General features: G+C 68.4%; 16 protein-coding genes. 5 read left to right on the top strand and 11 right to left on the bottom strand.

The window, feature by feature from the left end:
- Positions 1-133: 133 nt before the first annotated feature.
- On the bottom strand, positions 134-472 hold the full coding sequence (locus tag GTP77_RS26740; protein WP_161075204.1) for an HNH endonuclease: 339 nt from the start codon (positions 470-472) through the stop codon (positions 134-136).
- Between the two features lie 139 nt (positions 473-611).
- Here GTP77_RS26740 and GTP77_RS31310 point away from each other — a divergent pair, with 139 nt between their 5' ends.
- Entirely contained in the window at positions 612-803 is a 192-nt protein-coding gene (locus GTP77_RS31310) for a hypothetical protein (protein ID WP_371869406.1), read from the top strand.
- The gene (locus GTP77_RS26735; protein ID WP_161075203.1) at positions 803-1327 is read left to right on the top strand and encodes a helix-turn-helix transcriptional regulator; all 525 of its coding nucleotides are present in this window, start codon (positions 803-805) and stop codon (positions 1325-1327) included. Before GTP77_RS31310 ends, GTP77_RS26735 begins: the two co-directional genes overlap by 1 nt.
- Here the strand turns inward: GTP77_RS26735 and GTP77_RS26730 are convergent.
- Positions 1324-3597 (bottom strand): putative bifunctional diguanylate cyclase/phosphodiesterase, encoded by a 2274-nt coding sequence (locus GTP77_RS26730; protein WP_161075202.1) that lies wholly within the window; start codon positions 3595-3597, stop codon positions 1324-1326. The two genes, GTP77_RS26735 and GTP77_RS26730, sit on opposite strands and share 4 nt — an antisense overlap.
- Positions 3598-3716: 119 nt before the next feature.
- Complete coding sequence (locus GTP77_RS26725; RefSeq protein WP_187358868.1) at positions 3717-4166, bottom strand: cache domain-containing protein; 450 nt, start codon at positions 4164-4166, stop codon at positions 3717-3719.
- A 173-nt stretch (positions 4167-4339) separates the two neighbouring features.
- On the opposite strand from GTP77_RS26725, the gene GTP77_RS26720 reads away from it, so the two are divergent.
- Together GTP77_RS26720 and GTP77_RS26715 are read left to right on the top strand one after the other, a co-directional pair.
- Positions 4340-5734 carry a M16 family metallopeptidase gene (locus tag GTP77_RS26720; RefSeq protein WP_161075200.1) on the top strand — a complete coding sequence of 465 codons (1395 nt, stop codon included), beginning with the start codon at positions 4340-4342 and terminating at the stop codon, positions 5732-5734.
- Between the two features lie 10 nt (positions 5735-5744).
- Positions 5745-7157: a M16 family metallopeptidase gene (locus GTP77_RS26715; protein ID WP_161075199.1), complete on the top strand. Its 1413-nt coding sequence runs from the start codon at positions 5745-5747 to the stop codon at positions 7155-7157.
- 34 nt (positions 7158-7191) lie between these two features.
- Here GTP77_RS26715 and GTP77_RS26710 read toward each other — a convergent pair whose 3' ends face one another.
- On the bottom strand, positions 7192-8139 hold the full coding sequence (locus GTP77_RS26710; RefSeq protein WP_161075198.1) for an alpha/beta fold hydrolase: 948 nt from the start codon (positions 8137-8139) through the stop codon (positions 7192-7194).
- Between the two features lie 70 nt (positions 8140-8209).
- Here GTP77_RS26710 and GTP77_RS26705 point away from each other — a divergent pair, with 70 nt between their 5' ends.
- Positions 8210-8785: a DUF805 domain-containing protein gene (locus GTP77_RS26705; RefSeq protein WP_161075197.1), complete on the top strand. Its 576-nt coding sequence runs from the start codon at positions 8210-8212 to the stop codon at positions 8783-8785.
- A 21-nt stretch (positions 8786-8806) separates the two neighbouring features.
- On the opposite strand, the gene GTP77_RS26700 is transcribed toward GTP77_RS26705, so the two are convergent.
- The 7 genes from GTP77_RS26700 to GTP77_RS26670 are packed head-to-tail and all read right to left on the bottom strand — an operon-like array spanning position 8807 to position 16670.
- A complete protein-coding gene (locus GTP77_RS26700) occupies positions 8807-10156 on the bottom strand; it encodes a DUF58 domain-containing protein (RefSeq protein ID WP_161075196.1) in 1350 nt (449 codons plus the stop codon).
- Positions 10153-11181 carry an AAA family ATPase gene (locus GTP77_RS26695; RefSeq protein WP_161075195.1) on the bottom strand — a complete coding sequence of 343 codons (1029 nt, stop codon included), beginning with the start codon at positions 11179-11181 and terminating at the stop codon, positions 10153-10155. Before GTP77_RS26695 ends, GTP77_RS26700 begins: the two co-directional genes overlap by 4 nt.
- On the bottom strand, positions 11165-12508 hold the full coding sequence (locus tag GTP77_RS26690; RefSeq protein ID WP_161075194.1) for a DUF4350 domain-containing protein: 1344 nt from the start codon (positions 12506-12508) through the stop codon (positions 11165-11167). The genes GTP77_RS26695 and GTP77_RS26690 overlap by 17 nt, the downstream gene beginning before the upstream one ends.
- Positions 12505-14112: a hypothetical protein gene (locus GTP77_RS26685; protein ID WP_161075193.1), complete on the bottom strand. Its 1608-nt coding sequence runs from the start codon at positions 14110-14112 to the stop codon at positions 12505-12507. The genes GTP77_RS26690 and GTP77_RS26685 overlap by 4 nt, the downstream gene beginning before the upstream one ends.
- Positions 14102-15061 (bottom strand): stage II sporulation protein M, encoded by a 960-nt coding sequence (locus GTP77_RS26680; protein WP_161075192.1) that lies wholly within the window; start codon positions 15059-15061, stop codon positions 14102-14104. The genes GTP77_RS26685 and GTP77_RS26680 overlap by 11 nt, the downstream gene beginning before the upstream one ends.
- Positions 15062-15071: 10 nt before the next feature.
- On the bottom strand, positions 15072-15791 hold the full coding sequence (locus GTP77_RS26675) for an RDD family protein (protein ID WP_161075191.1): 720 nt from the start codon (positions 15789-15791) through the stop codon (positions 15072-15074).
- 51 nt (positions 15792-15842) lie between these two features.
- Positions 15843-16670, bottom strand: coding sequence for a type 2 periplasmic-binding domain-containing protein (locus GTP77_RS26670; RefSeq protein ID WP_161075190.1), 828 nt, complete (start codon positions 16668-16670; stop codon positions 15843-15845).
- Positions 16671-16672 lie beyond the last annotated feature (2 nt).

Raw genomic sequence — 16672 nt, 5'->3', positions numbered from 1 at the left:
GGCAGCATATTCAAGGTCGGAAAAGCTCTTTTGCATGGTCGATGGCGGACAGTGGGGGTGCCGTTATTGTCTCAGGTTGGACTGCCGCAGGGAACGGCGTCCGATGAATTAATCAGTGCTTCCCTAGCAATTCCTAATACCATTCCAGATTGTCTACGGCGTTGTTGCGCTTGTTGCCGTCCTTGTGGCGCACGCTGCTGCGGCCTTTCGGGTTGGGCAGGTGCGCCTCGGCCACCAGGTCGTGGACGAAGAACTGGCCGGTGCGGCTGCCGTTGCTGAGCGTGACGCGCAGCCCTTCCGGCAAGGCCAGCGCGCGCAGGCACTTCACTTGCGGCCCCCGGTTGCGCAGCACGCGCCCGTCGCGCGAGACGACGTAGAAATCGCTGCCCTTGACCGGCTTGGTGCCGGCGGCGCGCAGCGAGTAGGCAAGAGCGGCAGCCAGCAGGCACACCGTAACAACAATCAATTCCATTGGATGCAAAAGGTTGCGAGGATCACTCATGATAGCGGACGCAGGGCAGGATGCGCGACTTTTTGAGATTGCACTATAATGTATTCAATGGTTGTCATGTGACAACCTCTGGCCGTGCTATGTGAACCCGGAGAGCATGATGGCTCGTGTGTCGCATCCCAAGAAAAGCCATGCCTGGGGAAAGATGTATTGTCCCTATAACGATGAGACTTGCCGTTGCGGCGAATTTTGCATTGCGTCGGTATGGAGTACTCCGAAAAATCCCGGCAGTCATGCGAAGGCTTTGAGGCGTGTGGTCGATAATTGCGCCCGGAACAAGAGGCAACACTAATGGACTTTATTTTTAGGCTCAAATACCAACTGCACGTGGATGATGCGAACCATGATGAACTGCTTGAACGCCTGGGCGAGGCGGGGTGCGACGATGCATTAGTTGGGATCGGCCAGCCAGGCCGGGTTGCGCTTGAGTTCACGCGCGAAGCGGACAGCGCATACATTGCCCTGACAAGCGCCCTTGCCGACGTCAAGCGCGCCATCCCCTCGGCCAGGCTGATTGAGGCCGGTCCGGACTTCGTAGGTCTAACCGATATTGCCGACGTCGTGGGTGTATCGCGCCAAAATATGCGCAAGCTCGCCATGAATAATGCTGCTACCTTCCCGACGCCGATACATGAAGGCAGCTCCTCGCTGTGGCACTTGGCAGATGTGCTGCGCTGGCTGCTGGCGAAAGGCAGCTACAAGCTGGAGCCGGGCATGCTGGAAGTCGCATCGACGGCGAAACAGCTCAATCTGGCGAAGCAGTCGCGCCAACTGGAGCCCGAAGTACTGCAAGCGGTTCAGGGCCTTCTGGCCTAGCCGCCCAGCCGCGCCAGCAGCGCGTCCAGCGGGGCGGGGCGGGCGTACAGATAGCCTTGCAGGCCGTGGCAGTCGTTGTTGACGAGGAAGTCGGCCTGGGCCTGCGTCTCCACGCCCTCGGCCACCACCTTCAGCCCCAGGTGGTGCGCCATCGCCAGGATGGTCTGCACGATGGCCGTGACCGAGGCGTCGGCCGGCGTGTCCTGGATGAAGCTGCGGTCGATCTTCAGCTCGTACAGCGGCATTTTTTTCAGGTAGGCCAGGCTGGAATAGCCGGTGCCGAAATCGTCGATCGAGAAGCGGATGCCCAGCGCGGCCAGCTGGCGCATGCGCAGCACCGTGTCCTCCAGTTTTTCCACCAGCAGCCCTTCGGTCACTTCAAAGATCAGCAGCTCGGCCGGCGCGCCGGTTTCGGCCAGCAGCGTGCGCACCTGCTCCACGAACAGCGGCTGGCGGAACTGGCTCGGGCTGACGTTGACCGACAGCGGCAGCCGGTGGCCCGCCGCCAGCAGTTGCAGCACCGCCTCGCAAGCCTGGCGCATGGCCCAGGCGCCCAGCGCCAGGATCTGGCCCGATTCCTCGGCCAGCGGAATGAACAGCGCCGGCGACACCCAGCTGCCGTCCGCGCGCTGCCAGCGCATCAGCAGCTCGGCGCCGATAATGGCGCCGTCGCGGTCGACCTGTGGCTGGTAGTGCATGGCCAGCTCGCGGTTGTCGATGGCGGCGGCCAGGTCGCGCTCCAGGTTCAGGCGCTGCTCCACCTCGGCCTGCATGGCCGCCTCGAAGAAGGCGATGCCGTTGCGCCCGTCCGCCTTGGCGCGGTACATGGCGATGTCGGCCTCGCGCAGCAGGTCCTGCGCGCTCTGCTCGCCCTTGGGCAGCAGCGTCACGCCGATGCTGGCCGAGCTGCTGTAGGTCTGGCCGTCGATCACGAAGTCCTCGGCGATGGCCACGCGGATCTTCTCGGCCACCACCAGCGCCGCGTGCGCCGCCGTGGCGTGCACGCCGCTCAGGTGGGCCAGCAGCACCACGAACTCGTCGCCGCCGATGCGCGCCACCGTGTCGGCCTTGCGCATCAGCTGCGCCAGGCGCGCCGCAGCGTTCTTCAGCAGCGCGTCGCCGGTGGCGTGGCCGCGCGCGTCGTTGATGTATTTGAAGTTGTCCAGGTCGATGAACATCACCGCGCTGTACTGGCTGTTGCGCTCCGAGCTGGCCAGCAGCTTGTCGATGCGGTCCATTAGCAGGCGCCGGTTGGGCAGGCCGGTCAGCACGTCGAAGTAGGCCAGGCGGTGGATGTCGTCCTCGGATTTTTTGCGCTCGGTGATGTCGCGCTCCACCGCCACCCAGTGGGTGTTGTTGCCGCCCTCGTCGGAGATGGGCACCAGCTCGCGCTCCACCCAGTACGGTTCGCCGTAGCGGGTGTAGTTGAGCAGCTCGGCGCGCACCGCCTCGCTGCGCGCCATGGCCTGGTTGATGCGGTCCAGCGTGCCGGTGGCCGTGTCCGGCCCCTGCAGCAGGCGCAGGCTGCCGCCCAGCATGCTGTCGCGGTTGTAGCCGCTGCGCCGCTCGAAGGCACGGTTGACGAAGATGATGCGCTGCTCGGTGCCCGCCACTTCGGCGATGCTGACCATGTCGTTCAGGCGCGCCACGGCGGCGGCGGTCAGGCGCAGCTCGGCGTTCAGCGCGGTCAGCTCCTGCTGCCCCTGCTCCAGCGAGGCGGCGGTGGCGCGCAGGTCGCCGATGGACTTTTCCAGCCGCTGCAGCAGCACGCCGCACGACAGCGTCAGCACCGCGGTGATGAACAGGTAGTTGGAAGTGATCACGGACCACTTGAGGAAGGCCGCCAGCTCCAGTCCCTGCAGGTCGGGGATGGTGTTGGTGTAGAAGCCGATCACCAGCAGCGCGGCGCTGTCGATGGCCAGCGCCCACAGACCGGCGCGCAGGCCCAGTAGCAGCGCGGCCAGCACCGGCACGGCCATCAGGTAGATCTGGCTGACCGGCCCCACTTTCACCAGCAGGCCCACGCCGAAGATGAAGGTGACGGCCAGGAAGTTCAGCACCCGGGTGCGGAAGCTCACGCTGGTCAGGCGCAGGATGCCGAAGATCCAGACCAGCGCCGCCACGTCCAGCACCACCACCGACCACAGGTTCTCGGCGATGCTGAGCAGCATGCTGGGCACCGCCGTGATCACGCCCAGCCCCAGGACGAACTGCAGGATGCGCGTAAAGATCTGGCCGCGCCAGTGCGCGACGTCGTTTAGCGCTGCCACTCGCAGCCCCCGTTCTTGGCCAGTAACATAGGTATGAGGTGTGGTTGTTGCTGACCAGACATGTTACCTGCAAAGCCGCAGCCTGTCACGGCTTGCGAGGCGCCGGCGGGGGCGGCGGCTTACTGCGGCTTGTAAATGCCGCAGCCGATGATCAGGTCGTCCACCTTCTCGATATACATCGATTTCGGCTCGATCTTCTTGGTCAGCGGGTCGAGGAATTTGTAGTCCTGCCAGCCCTTGCCCTTGGTCTTGGCGATCTCGAGGCGCTCGCGCATATAGTACTTGCCGTCGCCGTCGCGGATGTCGATCAGGTCCTTGCCTATCATGCGCGGGTTCTGGCCGTGCGCCAGGTTTTTGCCGTTCAGGTCGTACACCACCACGTACAGGTCGCGGTCGGTGAACTGGCCGCGCGGGTCGTTGATCTCGGCGAAGGCCTTCTCCTTGCCGTGCGCCTTCAGGTAGGCGATGGCTTTTTTCGCCATGGCCATCGCTTCGTCGGCATTGCCGCGTTCCGCGGCGCGGGCCGGCAGTTGCGCCAGCAGCAGGGTGGTAGCGAGAGTCAGTAGCATCAGCCGTCGTTTCATGGACACACCTCCCAACGTTGTGGATGTGAACCCATCTTAACTCAAAAAAAAAAGATGGCGCTTGCAATAATTGGTGAGTATCTTTTGCTGTGCAACAGGCAAAATTGCAGGTTCGGCAAAACGCCGGACGCTCCACCCTCATTAGAAAGGTTTACCTTATGCGCATGCGCCAAATTCCCGTCCTGCTGGCCGCCGCCATGCTGTCGCTGTCCGCGCAAGCGGCCAGTGCCGACCGCTGGGACGTGCCGGTCCACGTCAAGAAGCTGGACAACGGCCTGACCGTCATCGTCACCGAAGACCACAGCTCGCCCACCGTGGGCGTGAGCGTGGTGTACAAGGTGGGCATGCGGCTGGAGCCGCAGAACCGCACCGGTTTCGCGCACCTGTTCGAGCACCTGATGTTCCAGGGCACGCCGAACGCGCCCAAGGGCGTGTTCGACAAGACCATCACCGGCGGCGGCGGCAACAACAACGGCTCCACCCGGGCCGACTTCACCAACTACATCGAGACCGCCCCCGCCTCCGCGCTGGACGCCATCCTGTGGCTGGAAGCGGACCGCATGAAGACCCTGGACTTCAACGAGAAAACCCTGAAGAACCAGCAGGACGTGGTGAAGGAGGAAATCCGCGTCAACGTGAAGAACCAGCCTTACGGCGGCTTCATGTGGATCGACATAGGCCAGCACGCCTTCCAGAAGTGGGAAAACAACCACGACGGCTACGGCAGCTTCAAGGACCTGGAAGGCGCCAGCCTGGACGACGTGCGCGCCTTCCACCGCGACTACTACGGCCCCAACAACGCGGTGCTGGCCATCGCAGGCGACGTGACGCCGCAGCAGGGCTACGCGCTGGCCCAGAAGTACTTCGGCGCCATACCCAAGCGCCCCACGCCCGCCTTCGGCGATTTCAGCGAAGGCCTGAACACGGCCGAGAAGCGCGTCGAGCAGAGCGACGCGCTGGCCCAGGTGCCGGCCTTGGCGGCGGCATGGAAGATGCCCGCGCGCGGCAGCAAGGACCAGGCGCCGATGGCGGTGCTGGGCGAGCTGCTGGCCGGCGGCGACGCCTCGCGCCTCTATCTGGGGCTGGTGAAGGGCCGCGAGCTGTCGCTCAACCTGTCGCCGCTGTACGGCCTGACCGGACCTTGGGAATACGACGGCCCGACCCTGTTCACCGTGTTCAGCATGTACAAGCCCACCAGCAGCGCCGACGCGGTGCTGGCGGCCATGGACGAGGAAATCGCGAAGGTGGCCAAGGACGGCGTGGACGCGGCCTCGCTGCAGCGCGTGAAGACCGCCATGCTGGCCCAGTGGTACAACAAGCTGGAAAGCTATATCAACCGCGCCGACACGCTGGCCAAGCTGCAAACCCTGTGGGGCGACGCCAAGGTGGTGAACAAGATTCCGGGCTGGATCGAAGGCGTGACATCGGCGGACGTGCAGCGCGTGGCGGCCACCTATCTGACCAAGGCCAACCGCACCGTGATCGACCGCAAGCCGGCGCCGAAAGCCCCGCCCGCCGCACCTGCCGCCGCCGCCCCAGCCGCCAACAAATAAGGACCGCACCATGAAGAAACTGATACTGGCCGTGGCCATCTCCACGCTGTGCGCTCCCGTGCTGCACGCCCAGACCGCCGCCCCCGCCGCCTCGCCGGTGCCCGCCTACGGCGCGGACAAGCCCCTGCCCGTGCCCAAGATCGCCCGCAAGACGCTGGCCAACGGCCTGGAAGTGTGGGTGGTGCCGCGCACCGGCCTGCCGCGCGTGGACTTTGTGCTGGCCGTGCGCGGCGCCGGCTACGCTGCCGACGACGCGCAGCACCCGGCCTTCGCCAGCCTGCTGGCCAACCTGCTCAACGAAGGCACCACCAAGCGCAGCTCGCGCGCGGTGGCCGAAGCGGCGCAGGGCATGGGCGGCAGCGTGGGCGCCGGCACCAGCAACGACGGCATCACCGTGTACGGCAACGCGCTCGCTTCCAGCGCGGCGCCCATGGCCGCGCTGCTGGCCGAAGTGGCGCGCGAGCCGTCCTTCCCCGACGCCGAAGTGCAGCTGGCCAAGACCAACGCCCTGCAGGCGCTGAAGGCGGCCGAAGCGCGTCCGTCCTTCCGCGCCGAGCGCGCCATCTCGCGCGTGGTCTATGGCGACCACCCATACGGCCGCACCACCGCCACCGCCGAAGCCATCACCTCGGTCGACGCGGCCCTGCTGCGGGCCGAACACGCCAAGCGCTTCCGTCCCGAGCGCAGCCTGCTGGTGATCACCGGCCGCATCAAGGAAGCGGACGCCATGAAGCTGGCCGAAGCGGCCTTCGGCAGCTGGAAGTCGACCGGCCCTGCGCTGCCGGACACCCCTGCCGCCGCAGCGGCCATGCCGCCGCAGCGCCTGCTGCTCGAGCGCGCCGGCAGCGTGCAGTCCACGCTGCGCCTGGGCCGCCCCGGCACCGCCGCCAGCGTGGAGGACTACGTGCCGCTGCGCCTGGCCAGCACCATCCTGGGCGGCGGCTTCAGCAGCCGCGTCAACCTTAACCTGCGCGAAGAGAAGGGCTACACCTACGGCGCCTCGGCCGGCGCGCGCATGAGCCGCAACGGCGGCGCCATCATCGGCGGCGCGGACGTGCGCAACGAAGTGACCGGCGCCGCGCTGGGCGAGTATTTCAAGGAATACCGCAAGCTGGGCACGGAGCTGGTGGGCGACGAGGAACTGAGCATGAACAAGCGCTACGTGGCGGGCACCTACCTGGTCACGAACCAGCTGCAGGGCGCGGTGGCGGGCACGCTGGCCAACAACTGGCTGGTGGGCCTGCCGCCGGAAACGCTGGGCAGCTTTGTGCCCAAGATCCAGAAGGTGAGCGCGGAGCAGGTGCGCGACATGGGCAAGAAGTACTTCTCGCCCGAGACGCAATCCATCGTGGTGGTGGGCGACAAGGCCGCAGTGGCCGAGCAGCTCAAGGAGTTTGGCGAGTTTACGGTCACCGACCGGTAGGGCGGGTTAGGCGCGCCGCGCCGTAACCCGCCGTTTACGCCGAGCCGCGCCGGAACTCGAGGTAATCCTGCGCGGTGCGCCGTGGTTCTTCCACCATCGGCAAATGGCCCACGCCCGGCATCATCACCACGCGGCTGCGCGGGAACAGCTGGCCGAAGGCGGCGGCGCCGGACGGGTGCAATATCCCGTCCTGCTCGCCCCACACCACCAGCGCCGGCAGCGCGGCGTACTGCGGCTGCGGCTGCAGCAATGGCGACGCCGCCACCTGCTGCATGATGGCCGTGTGCAGCGGGAAGTCCGCCACGGCGCGGCGGCCCAGCGCGGTGAGCACGGAATGCGGCAGGAAAGGGCGCTCCTGCGTGCAGGCGTCCACCAGCGCGCCGTATTCCTGCTCTTCGCGCACCAGCAGCGGCATGTCGCCGCTGGCTTCGTAGCGCTTCAGCACTTCCGAACTATGCGACGCTTCCGTGCCCGCCGCGTCCAGCAGCCACAGGCTGGCCACGCGTTCCGGGTAGGCGGCGGCAAACTGCGCGGCGATAAAGCCGCCCATGGAGTTGCCGCCCAGGTGGACGCGGCCCGGCGCAATCTGGTCCAGCAGCGCGCGCAGGCGTTCGGCCTGTTCGGCGATGCCGTAGCCCGCCTGCGGGTCGCGGCCCGCGTCGCCAAAGCCCGGCAGGTCCGGCGCGATCACGCGGTAATGCGGCGTGAGAAAACGCGCGATGCGGGTAAAGTTGTCCTTGTCGCCGGCAAAGCCGTGCAGCAGCACCAGCGTTTCTCCCTTGCCGCCTTCCAGGTAGGGCATGGCGAAGCCGGGCACGCCGGCCTGGCGCAGGCGCAGGCCGGAGCGCAGCCGCTCCAGCGCAATGCCGGCGCGCGCCGCCGTCATCGGCGCCAGGCGGTCGAACAGCACCAGCGCCATCAGCAGCGCGGCGCCCAGCGACAGCAGGGCGCTGAAGAAGTAGACGAATTGTTGTGGATCCATTGCCGCTTTTCCTTATAAATCCAGTAGTATTGCGTAATTAATAATTTAATAAACCATGGGAGCATACGCCGTGAACACCCCCAATCCATATTCGGCGCCCAGCGCCGACCTGTCCGGCCTGGCGCCGGGCAAAGACCAGACCTATGAGCCCAAGCTGTTCGCCTGGCGCGGCCGCATAGGCCGTCTGCGCTACATGGCTTACCTGTTCGCCGCTTCCCTGGCCAATATGATCCCGGTCACCATCCTCATGGGCGTGCTGGGCGCGGCCGGTATCCTGTCGAGCAACCAGGACGCCATCGTCGCCATCAGCACCTTGCTCTACCTGCCGCTGCTGGTGCTCAGCTTTGTGCTGGCCAAGCGCCGCTTCAACGACGTCAACCGCAGCGGCTGGTTTTCGCTGCTGCTGTGGGTGCCGCTGGTGAACTTCATCGTCTCGCTGTACCTGGTCTTCGCGCGCGGCGACGAGGGCGACAACGACTTCGGGCCGGCGCCGTCGCCGAATACCCTGCTGATCAAGATCGTCGGGCTGGTGTTCCCGGTCCTGTTCATGGTGGGCATTATCGGCCTGATGGCCGCCGTCACCATTCCTGCCTACCAGAGCTATGTGCAGAAGGCGCAGGCCAGGTCCGCCAGCCAGGGCCTGTAAGCGCGCTTGCAAAGCGGGCACTCAGAGCTGCCCGCTCTCCTTGATCTCCAGGTAGCGCCCGATCAATGCGGCGCTGAGCTGGCCGGGCGCCACGTCCACCAGGGCGTTCGCGCGCAGCCCTAGGCGCCGTATGGCTTCGCGGCGCTGCTGCAGGTAAAGCATGGCGGCAGGCTGGCGCAGCGCGTCCTGGAAGCCGGCCACCGGCGCCGCTACGGCGCGGTCCAGCGCCTGTTCGCGCAGGCTGGCGCACAGCACCATGTGGCGCGTGCCGAGCAGCTCGCAGGCGCTGCGCATGGCCTGGTCGTCCTCGTCGCGCAGATTGGTGATCAGCACCACGAAGGCGCGCTTGCTCAACTTGTTCATCAGTGCGCCCGCCGCTTGCGTGTAGTCGGGCGCGGTTTCATCCGGCTGCACATCATACACGCCCGCCAGCAGGCGGTCGAAACCGGCGCGGCCCTTGGCCGGCGCCAGCCAGCGCCCGCCGGCGCCCGCGCTGGCCCCGCCGAAGGTCATCAATCCCACCGAATCGCCCTGTTTCTGCGCCACGAAGCCCAGCGTCAGCACGGCTTGCAGCGCGTGGTCGAAATGGCTGCTGCGGTCCGCGCCATCGTGGTCGCGCGCCAGCATGCGGCGGCCGCAGTCGAGCAGGAACACCACCTGCTGGTCGCGCTCCTCCTGGTACTCGCGTGCGATGGGCTTGCGCTGGCGCGCCGTGGCCTTCCAGTCTATCGAGCGCAGGCTGTCGCCCTGGCGATACTCGCGCAGCTGGCGGAAGTCCGTGCCTTCGCCGCGCCGCCGCTTGCGGATGGCGCCGGCCGCCGGCGCGCGGCGTTCGGTCGCCTGCAGGGTCTGGCCCAGCAGGCGGGAATAATCGGGGAACACCTTCACCGTCTGCTCGGGGCCGATGCGGCGCGTGCGCTGCCACAGGCCCCAGGGTGAGCTGACGCGCACATGCGGCTGGCTGAAGCGCGCGTTGCCGCGCTGGTCCGGCTTGACGCGGTAGACCACGGAGGCAAAGCCGCCGCCGGCGACGGTGCAGGCATGCGGCATGCCTTCCAGCGCCCAGGCGGCCGGGTAGCCGTCGAACAGGTCCAGGCGCAGCGGGCGCGTGCCGAGGTTGTGAACCGTCAGCGTGACGGCGTGCCACAGCTCCACCGGCAGCACGCCGGGCAGCTGGCGCTCCAGCCGCAACGGCGGCGGGCGCAGCGTGTGCCAGGCGTCCACCAGCGCGGCGGCCAGCAGGGCGGCGCCGGCCAGCCACCACAGGGCGGACAGCGGCCAGGCGGTGCCGGCCAGCGCAGGGACGGAAGCGGCGGCGCCGAGCGCGGCCCAGGCCAGCAGCAGTTGCAGCAGGCGGCGCGCTGGTGTCATGCGCGCGGCGCGGCGATCTGCTGCACCAGCGCCGCCAGCAGGTGGTCGCTGTTCAGGCCATCGAGTTCGCTTTCCGGCGAGATGGCGACGCGGTGGCGCAGCACCGGCAGGCTGGCCAGCTTGATGTCGTCCGGCGTGACGTAGTCGCGCCCGGCCAGCAGGGCCATCGCGCGCGCCATGCGCACCAGCGCGATGCTGCCGCGCGGCCCGGCGCCGATGGCGATGCCCGGCCAGTCGCGCGTGGCGCGCACCAGGCGCACGGCGTAGTTGGCCACGCTGTCGTCCACCCGGATGCGCGCCACCAGCTGCTGCAGCGCCAGCACCGTTTCAGGCTTGACCAGCGTGGCCACGGCGGCCACGTCCAGGCCGTCGCCCACGCGGTTGCGCGTGACCGACTGCAGCATGGCCTGCTCCTCGTTCTCGCTCGGGTAGCCGATGCGCACCTTGATCAGGAAGCGGTCCAGCTGCGCTTCCGGCAGCGGATACGTGCCCTCGTTTTCCAGCGGATTCTGCGTCGCCAGCACCATGAAGGGCGGCGCCAGCGCGTGCGCTTCGCCTTCTATGGTCACCTGGCTTTCCTGCATCGCCTCCAGCAGCGCGGATTGCGTCTTGGCGGGCGCGCGGTTGATCTCGTCGGCCAGCAGCAGGTTGGCGAACACGGGGCCCTTGCGCACGCTGAAGGTCTGGTTCTTCAGGTCGAACACGGCGTGGCCCATCACGTCGGCCGGCATCAGGTCGGGCGTGAACTGGATGCGCGAGAACTGGCCGGCGAAGGTCTTGGCCAGCGCGCGCACCAGCAGTGTCTTGCCCAGCCCGGGCACGCCTTCCACCAGCACGTGGCCGCCTGCCAGCATGCAGGCTAGCACCTCGTCTATCACTTCCTGTTGGCCCACCACGGCGCGGCGGATTTCCTCGCCCATGCGGCGCACGATGTCCAGCGCCTGCTGCAGGCGCTCGGCGCCAATGGCGCTGCCGCCGTCCTCGGCGGAGGGTTGTGGGTTGTTGTCGCTACTGTTTTCGCTCATATAGGTTTCTCACTTGTTGGAGTAGCTGGATCTGGCGCGTGAACGCGGCCGGTTGGGACGCGGCGGGGCCGTGCAGCGCGCTGCGCATGTCAGCCAGCGGGGCGCTGCACAGGCGCGCCAGGCGGGCCGCCTGTTCGTCCGCGCCGAGCTGCTGCAGTTCCGGAGCGCGGCGCCGCAGCAGCGCCAGGGTTTCTTGCCGCGCGGCGGCCAGCAGCGTGTCGCGGCCGCCGGCGGCGCGCCACAGCCAGTTGCCGCTCGCTTCGATATGTTCGAGCAGGGCGCGGCGTTCGGTGGACGGGTCCGGCAGCATGGGGCCGAAGCGGCGCGCCGCGCGCCACAGCAGCAGCGCAAGCAGCAGCGCCAGCGCGGTGAGCGGCATCCATGCGGCCTGCCACAGCAGCGCGTACCACGGCGACGCGTCGGCATGCAGCACCAGCATCACATTGCGGCCCTGCTGGTTCAGGCCTGCCAGGCCAAGCAGCAGCTCGGCGTGGTCGTAGCGGGGCAGGCGCTGGTTGTTGAAGTAGTTGTCCGACACCATGACCACATGGCCTTTGCCCTCGCCGTACACGCGCACCGAGGCGCCGTCGGCATCGCTCCACAGCGGCGTGATGCGGGCATGCAGCGGGTATAGCACCTCGGTGCCGGTGTCCAGCGCGAGCGGGTAGGCGCCGCCGGGCAGGGTGACGCAGGTGAGCTGGCGCAGCTCTTTCTTGGGCGCCGGGACTTCTTCCGCGCCGCTGCCGTCGCTGTCGTCCTCCTCCATGTCCTCGTCTTCCTCGTCGCCTTCCGCTTCGGCGTCCGGCGGCGGGGCGCCGGGATGGTCGCAATCGGCGCGCAGCTTGCTGCGGTAGCTCAGGCCCACGCCGAAGCGCTTGCCCAGCGGGTCGGGCTCGGTCAGCGGAATCACGCGCTTGCGCGGATCGAGGCGGTCCGCCTTGTCGCTGCCGCCGGGCCGCACCGGCACCCACTTGGGCTGCATCAGCAGGGTGTTGCCGCGCCGGACCCAGTCCATCAGCTGCTCCGCCTGTACCGGATCGACCTGGCCGGTGTTGTCCGCCAGGATCAGCGTGCCACCGGGCAGGCTGGCCAGGCGAGCGCCGCTCAGGCGCTGCTCCACGCTGACCGTGTAGCCGTGCTGCTTGAGCAGCGTGCCGGCCGCCAGCATGGGATTGCTGATGGCCAGCGGCGAGACGTAGTTGACCGCAGCCGGCGAGCGTTCCATGACGGCGTACCACAGCCACACGCAGCCCCCTAGGGCGGCCGCGCAGGCCAGCGCGATCAGCGCGCGGCTGGTGCTTCTGCCTACACCTTGGCGCGCGCTCATGGCAGCTCCCCGGCTGGCGCGGTAGCCGGAACGGCCACCGCATCAAATTGCGCGCGCCATGCGTCGCAGGCGGCATAGAGCGCTGCGCTGTCCGGCCAGCGCGCGCCATACGCGCCGTTCAGCCACAGCGTGGTGGCGGTGGCGGCGATGGCGTAGCGGGCAGGCGGCAGGGCGGCTTGCTGCGCCAGCCGCAGGCAGTCGCCCTCGGTGGCGCCTTGCGCCAGCAGCAAGCCGTCCTGCTGCACCAGGCGTGACAGCGTGGCGCGGTACAGCAAGGCCAGCGCGGCGCGGCGCTCGCCGCGTTCCCACAGGTTGCGCACGGCGTCCGCCACGTCGGGCGGCAGGCTTTCGGCACGGATGTCCAGCCCCGCGATTTCGGTCGCCGCCAGCACCTCTGGCGCAGGCAGAAGCCATGCGAACTTGCCGCGATAGCGGTGCAGCAGCCATGCCACCAGCATCACGCCGCTGGCGATCAGCACCAGCTTGATGGCAAAGGCCAGCGCGCTCAGGTCGGGCATCCTGGGCGGCTTCTCGGGCTTGGCCGCCTTGAAATCCTTCAGGTGCCAGCTGTCCTCGCATTTATAGCCGCGCAGGTCGTCGCTGTTGTAGAGCTGGCGCAGCTCCTTGCGCAGCAGCGCCTGTTCCACGCTGTGAGGCGGCGCGTGCTTGCCCACCACGTCAGGCAACTGCTTGGGACGCGCGCATTGCACGCCGCCCGGCGCGGGTGCGGGTGCGGCCGGCTGCAGCGCTTCGGCGCGGGGCGCCGGAGCCGCCGCCATCAGCACGGCGGCGATGCAGGCCAGCGCGGCCAGCAGCAGCGGCTTTGCATGGCCGGCCTGCGGCTGGTGGCGCGCGGCCGGCGCCTGGATCTGGCGCAGCGTGATTTCAATGTCCCAGGCCTCCAGCGTGGCGCGGCGGTTCAGGTAGAGCGTGAAGCAGCAAGCCGTATAGATGGGACCCATCACGCCGCCAGCCACGCCGTAGAACACCATGGCCAGCATGTCCACCAGCGTGCTGTGCGGACCTTTGCTCAGGAAGGCCAGCGGATTCATGGTGGTGTCGCTGAGGAACAGGCCCACCAGCGCCATCATGCCGAAGTTCAGCACCCCTTCGAAGTGGGCGCAGGCCAGGCCGAAGCGGTAGGCGGCGGCGCCGGTGCCGTTGCGGCCCAGGGCGGCGCGGCGCTCGCTCGCGGCCGCGCCGCGCGCCTGTTCGAGCTGCCAGACCGGCTGGTACAAGCCGCGCCCCGGCATGGCAAGGCGCCACCAGGTCAATTGCCGCACCCAGCCGCCGCCCAGCTGCCGAGGCCAGGCCCGCAGCGCCTGGCGCCAGCTCACGTCTTCGCCGAATACCTGGCGCGACAGCACATACAGCGGGCCGCGCTCCAGCAGCGGCCGCAGCCACCAGGGCAGCAGCATCCATAGCAGCGTGTAGTCCGGCAGCATGAAGATCATGGCAACGGACAGCGCGCACAGGGGCAGCCACAGCGCGAGCCAGGTCTTGTACACCGGCCCGGCGTGTGCGCGCAGCAGCGCGAAGCCCAGGTCCAGCGCCTGCGGCGCCGGGCGCGGACGCAGCGCGATGCGCAACTGGTCAATCCGCATGCGGCGCTCCACGGCGGCGGCCCGCAAGCAGGAAGAAGGCGATCACCGCCGTCCAGCACACGCCGCCCACGGCGAACTTCACCTGCGGCGGTATGGCCGCGCTGGCGGACCAGAAGGCTTCCACGAAGGCCGCCAGCAGGGTCAGCACCGCCGCGCCGGTAATCACCGGGAACATGGCGCGGCTGCTGGCGTGCAGCGCGTGGCGCCGGCTCAGGCGGCCGGGGGCGATCAGCGCCAGGCCGAGGCGCATGCCGGACAGGCCGGCCAGCACCAGGCCGGTGATTTCGAAGCTGGAATGGGTGACCACGAAGGACCAGAAATTGATGCGCGTGAGCGGGTCCATGCTGAGCCAGCTGGCGATCACGCCCATGTGCATGCCGTTGAAGGCGAGGCTGAGCAGCGAAGGCAGGCCGCCGAAAATGCCGCCGGCGAAGGTGCGGAAGCAGATCGATACGTTGTTCCAGATGTAGTGGCCGAACATCTGCAGGTCGCCCTCCTGGCCGCGCCCCAGGTCGATGCGGCCGGGCCGGTACATGCGGCGGTATTTGTCCAGCTGCTCGGGGTCGATGAAGCTGTGCGCCCAGTAGGGGTGCTGCCACACCAGCAGGCCCAGGGCGAGCGCCACGCCGAACACGGCCAGCGCCGCCAGCAGCAGCAAGCGCCACTCGGCGCGCACGCGGCGCGGAAAGTCCACCAGCAGCCATTCCATCAGCGCGCGCGGACGCTCGGCCGCCGCGCCGTACAGGCGCAAATGGCAGGCCGCCGCCTGCGCCTGCAGGTAGTCGGTCAGCGCCGGCGAGTAGCCGCGCTGGCCGGCCAGCGCCAGGCACTGGCACAGCCGGCGGTACAGCGCGGGCAGGGCGGCCGAATCTTCGGAGCGGTTTTGCAGGATGGCGTCGACCGCTTCCCACAGGGGCGCGTGCTGCTGTTCGAACTGGGTCTGTTTCATGGCCGCGCGCTCATTGCTTCAGGCCCGCCGCATAGGAGCGCAAGCGCTCCAGGGAGGCCGCGCCGGTTGTCCCGGTGAGTGGTTCGGCGACGTCGCCCAGCTCCTCCAGCCGCGCCTGCGGCAAGCCCTGTTCGCGCTCGAACAGGTCGGCCAGGGCGCGCTGCTGCGCAGAGGTGAGCGGGAAGGGCGGGGGCAGCGGCGCCGCATCGCGCGCGGCGGCAGCGGGGCGGGCGGGAGGCTTGTCGCGGTACACCACCAGCGTGCCGGCCACGATGTCGCCCAGGCGGCGGAACTGGCGGTCGTACAGCATGCAGGCCAGGCCGGTGGCGTAGGCCAGCGGCAGGAAGTCTGCCACCAGCAGCAGGTTGCGCAGCATCGATTCGCGCCAGCCCACCGGCAGGCCGTTGTCGCGCCGGACCTGCAGGCCGAGCGCGCGCTTGCCCACGGTCTGGCCCTGGAAATAGACTTCGCAGATGACTGGATAGCCCCAGTAGCTGACGAAGGCCAGCACCGCCAGCACGCCCTGCGCCATGCGCGGGCCGCGCAGCAACAAGGTGGCCGCCAGCATGAAGGCCAGCCAGAGCGACACGTCCAGCGCCCAGGCCCAGGCGCGCGGCGCCGGTCCCGCCGGCGTGAGCAGCAGGCGGGTGCCTTCCGGCGTGGTGAGCGAGAGCCGGCCGTCGATCAAGGCCGTGATGGATATGCGGTCATGGATGGCTATTGTATCCAAGAAATAGCACGGAGTTGCAAAAAAAGTAAACCGTGCTGCTCTCCGCCCGCGCTAAGGCGGCTCGGCCACGCCCGCCTCGCTGGCCAGCTGGCGGTATTCGGCCGATTTGCGCGCGGCGGCGATGGCGCGCCAGATGGCTTCCGCGCGCTGCGGTGCGCTGCGGTAAGCGGCGAGGTTGAAGATCAGGTGGAACTCCACCACCCGGTAAGGCGGCGCGGCCTGCACCACCCGGTCGCGGAAGCGCGCGTCGCTGCGCGCCAGGCGGCCCGCCTCCATTCCCTGCAGGACGGCGACGTCGAACATGCCGCTGGCCAGCAGGCGCAGGCCGTCGTCGGCCGACTTGACCAATTCGCGCGTGACGAAGCCGCGCTCGCGCAGTACCGAGGCAACCAGGTAGCCGGATTGCACCGCCACCTCCTGCTTGGGCGCGGCCAGGGTCTGGCCGTCCCAGCTGCCGCTGCCGCCCACGCGCAGGAACACGTTCACGGTATCCGTGAACAGGGCGCGCGCCGGGTCGGCTCTGCCGTCGGGCAGCAGCGGGTAGGCGGCGAAGCTGCGGCGCAGTTTGCTGTCGGCGGCGGCGATCACCGCATCCACCGTGCCTGTGCGCAGCTCCTCCAGGCAGCGCCGCCAGGGTTTGGCGGCATATACAAAGCGTTCGCCCAGTTGTTTCTCCACGCGCCGCAACAGCTCGAAGGTGAGGCCGTTGTTGTCCGGCGTGGTCCAGGGGCGCTGCGCCACGTCTTCGTAGCACATGACCAGCGGCGGTGCCTCCGCGCCGGCTCCCGCAACCGGACCCGCGCTCGCCTGCGGCGCCAGCGCCAGCAGCGCAGTAGCCAGCAGCGTGGCCGGGACGGCGCATGGAAGCAGGACGCGCATGC

Source organism: Pseudoduganella aquatica, from assembly GCF_009857595.1.
GTDB classification, from domain to species: Bacteria; Pseudomonadota; Gammaproteobacteria; order Burkholderiales; family Burkholderiaceae_D; genus Rugamonas; species Rugamonas aquatica_A.
Note: the sequence above shows the minus strand (reverse complement) of the source record. Positions and strands in the feature narration are given on the sequence as shown.

Bases quoted from the DNA above. Each gene is read 5' to 3' on its own strand.
- GTP77_RS26740 (WP_161075204.1), bottom strand. From the start codon at position 472: ATGGAATTGATTGTTGTTACGGTGTGCCTGCTGGCTGCCGCTCTTGCC.
- GTP77_RS31310 (WP_371869406.1), top strand. From the start codon at position 612: ATGGCTCGTGTGTCGCATCCCAAGAAAAGCCATGCCTGGGGAAAGATG.
- GTP77_RS26735 (WP_161075203.1), top strand. From the start codon at position 803: ATGGACTTTATTTTTAGGCTCAAATACCAACTGCACGTGGATGATGCG.
- GTP77_RS26725 (WP_187358868.1), bottom strand. From the start codon at position 4,166: ATGCTACTGACTCTCGCTACCACCCTGCTGCTGGCGCAACTGCCGGCC.
- GTP77_RS26720 (WP_161075200.1), top strand. From the start codon at position 4,340: ATGCGCATGCGCCAAATTCCCGTCCTGCTGGCCGCCGCCATGCTGTCG.
- GTP77_RS26715 (WP_161075199.1), top strand. From the start codon at position 5,745: ATGAAGAAACTGATACTGGCCGTGGCCATCTCCACGCTGTGCGCTCCC.
- GTP77_RS26710 (WP_161075198.1), bottom strand. From the start codon at position 8,139: ATGGATCCACAACAATTCGTCTACTTCTTCAGCGCCCTGCTGTCGCTG.
- GTP77_RS26700 (WP_161075196.1), bottom strand. From the start codon at position 10,156: ATGACACCAGCGCGCCGCCTGCTGCAACTGCTGCTGGCCTGGGCCGCG.
- GTP77_RS26695 (WP_161075195.1), bottom strand. From the start codon at position 11,181: ATGAGCGAAAACAGTAGCGACAACAACCCACAACCCTCCGCCGAGGAC.
- GTP77_RS26690 (WP_161075194.1), bottom strand. From the start codon at position 12,508: ATGAGCGCGCGCCAAGGTGTAGGCAGAAGCACCAGCCGCGCGCTGATC.
- GTP77_RS26685 (WP_161075193.1), bottom strand. From the start codon at position 14,112: ATGCGGATTGACCAGTTGCGCATCGCGCTGCGTCCGCGCCCGGCGCCG.
- GTP77_RS26680 (WP_161075192.1), bottom strand. From the start codon at position 15,061: ATGAAACAGACCCAGTTCGAACAGCAGCACGCGCCCCTGTGGGAAGCG.
- GTP77_RS26670 (WP_161075190.1), bottom strand. From the start codon at position 16,670: ATGCGCGTCCTGCTTCCATGCGCCGTCCCGGCCACGCTGCTGGCTACT.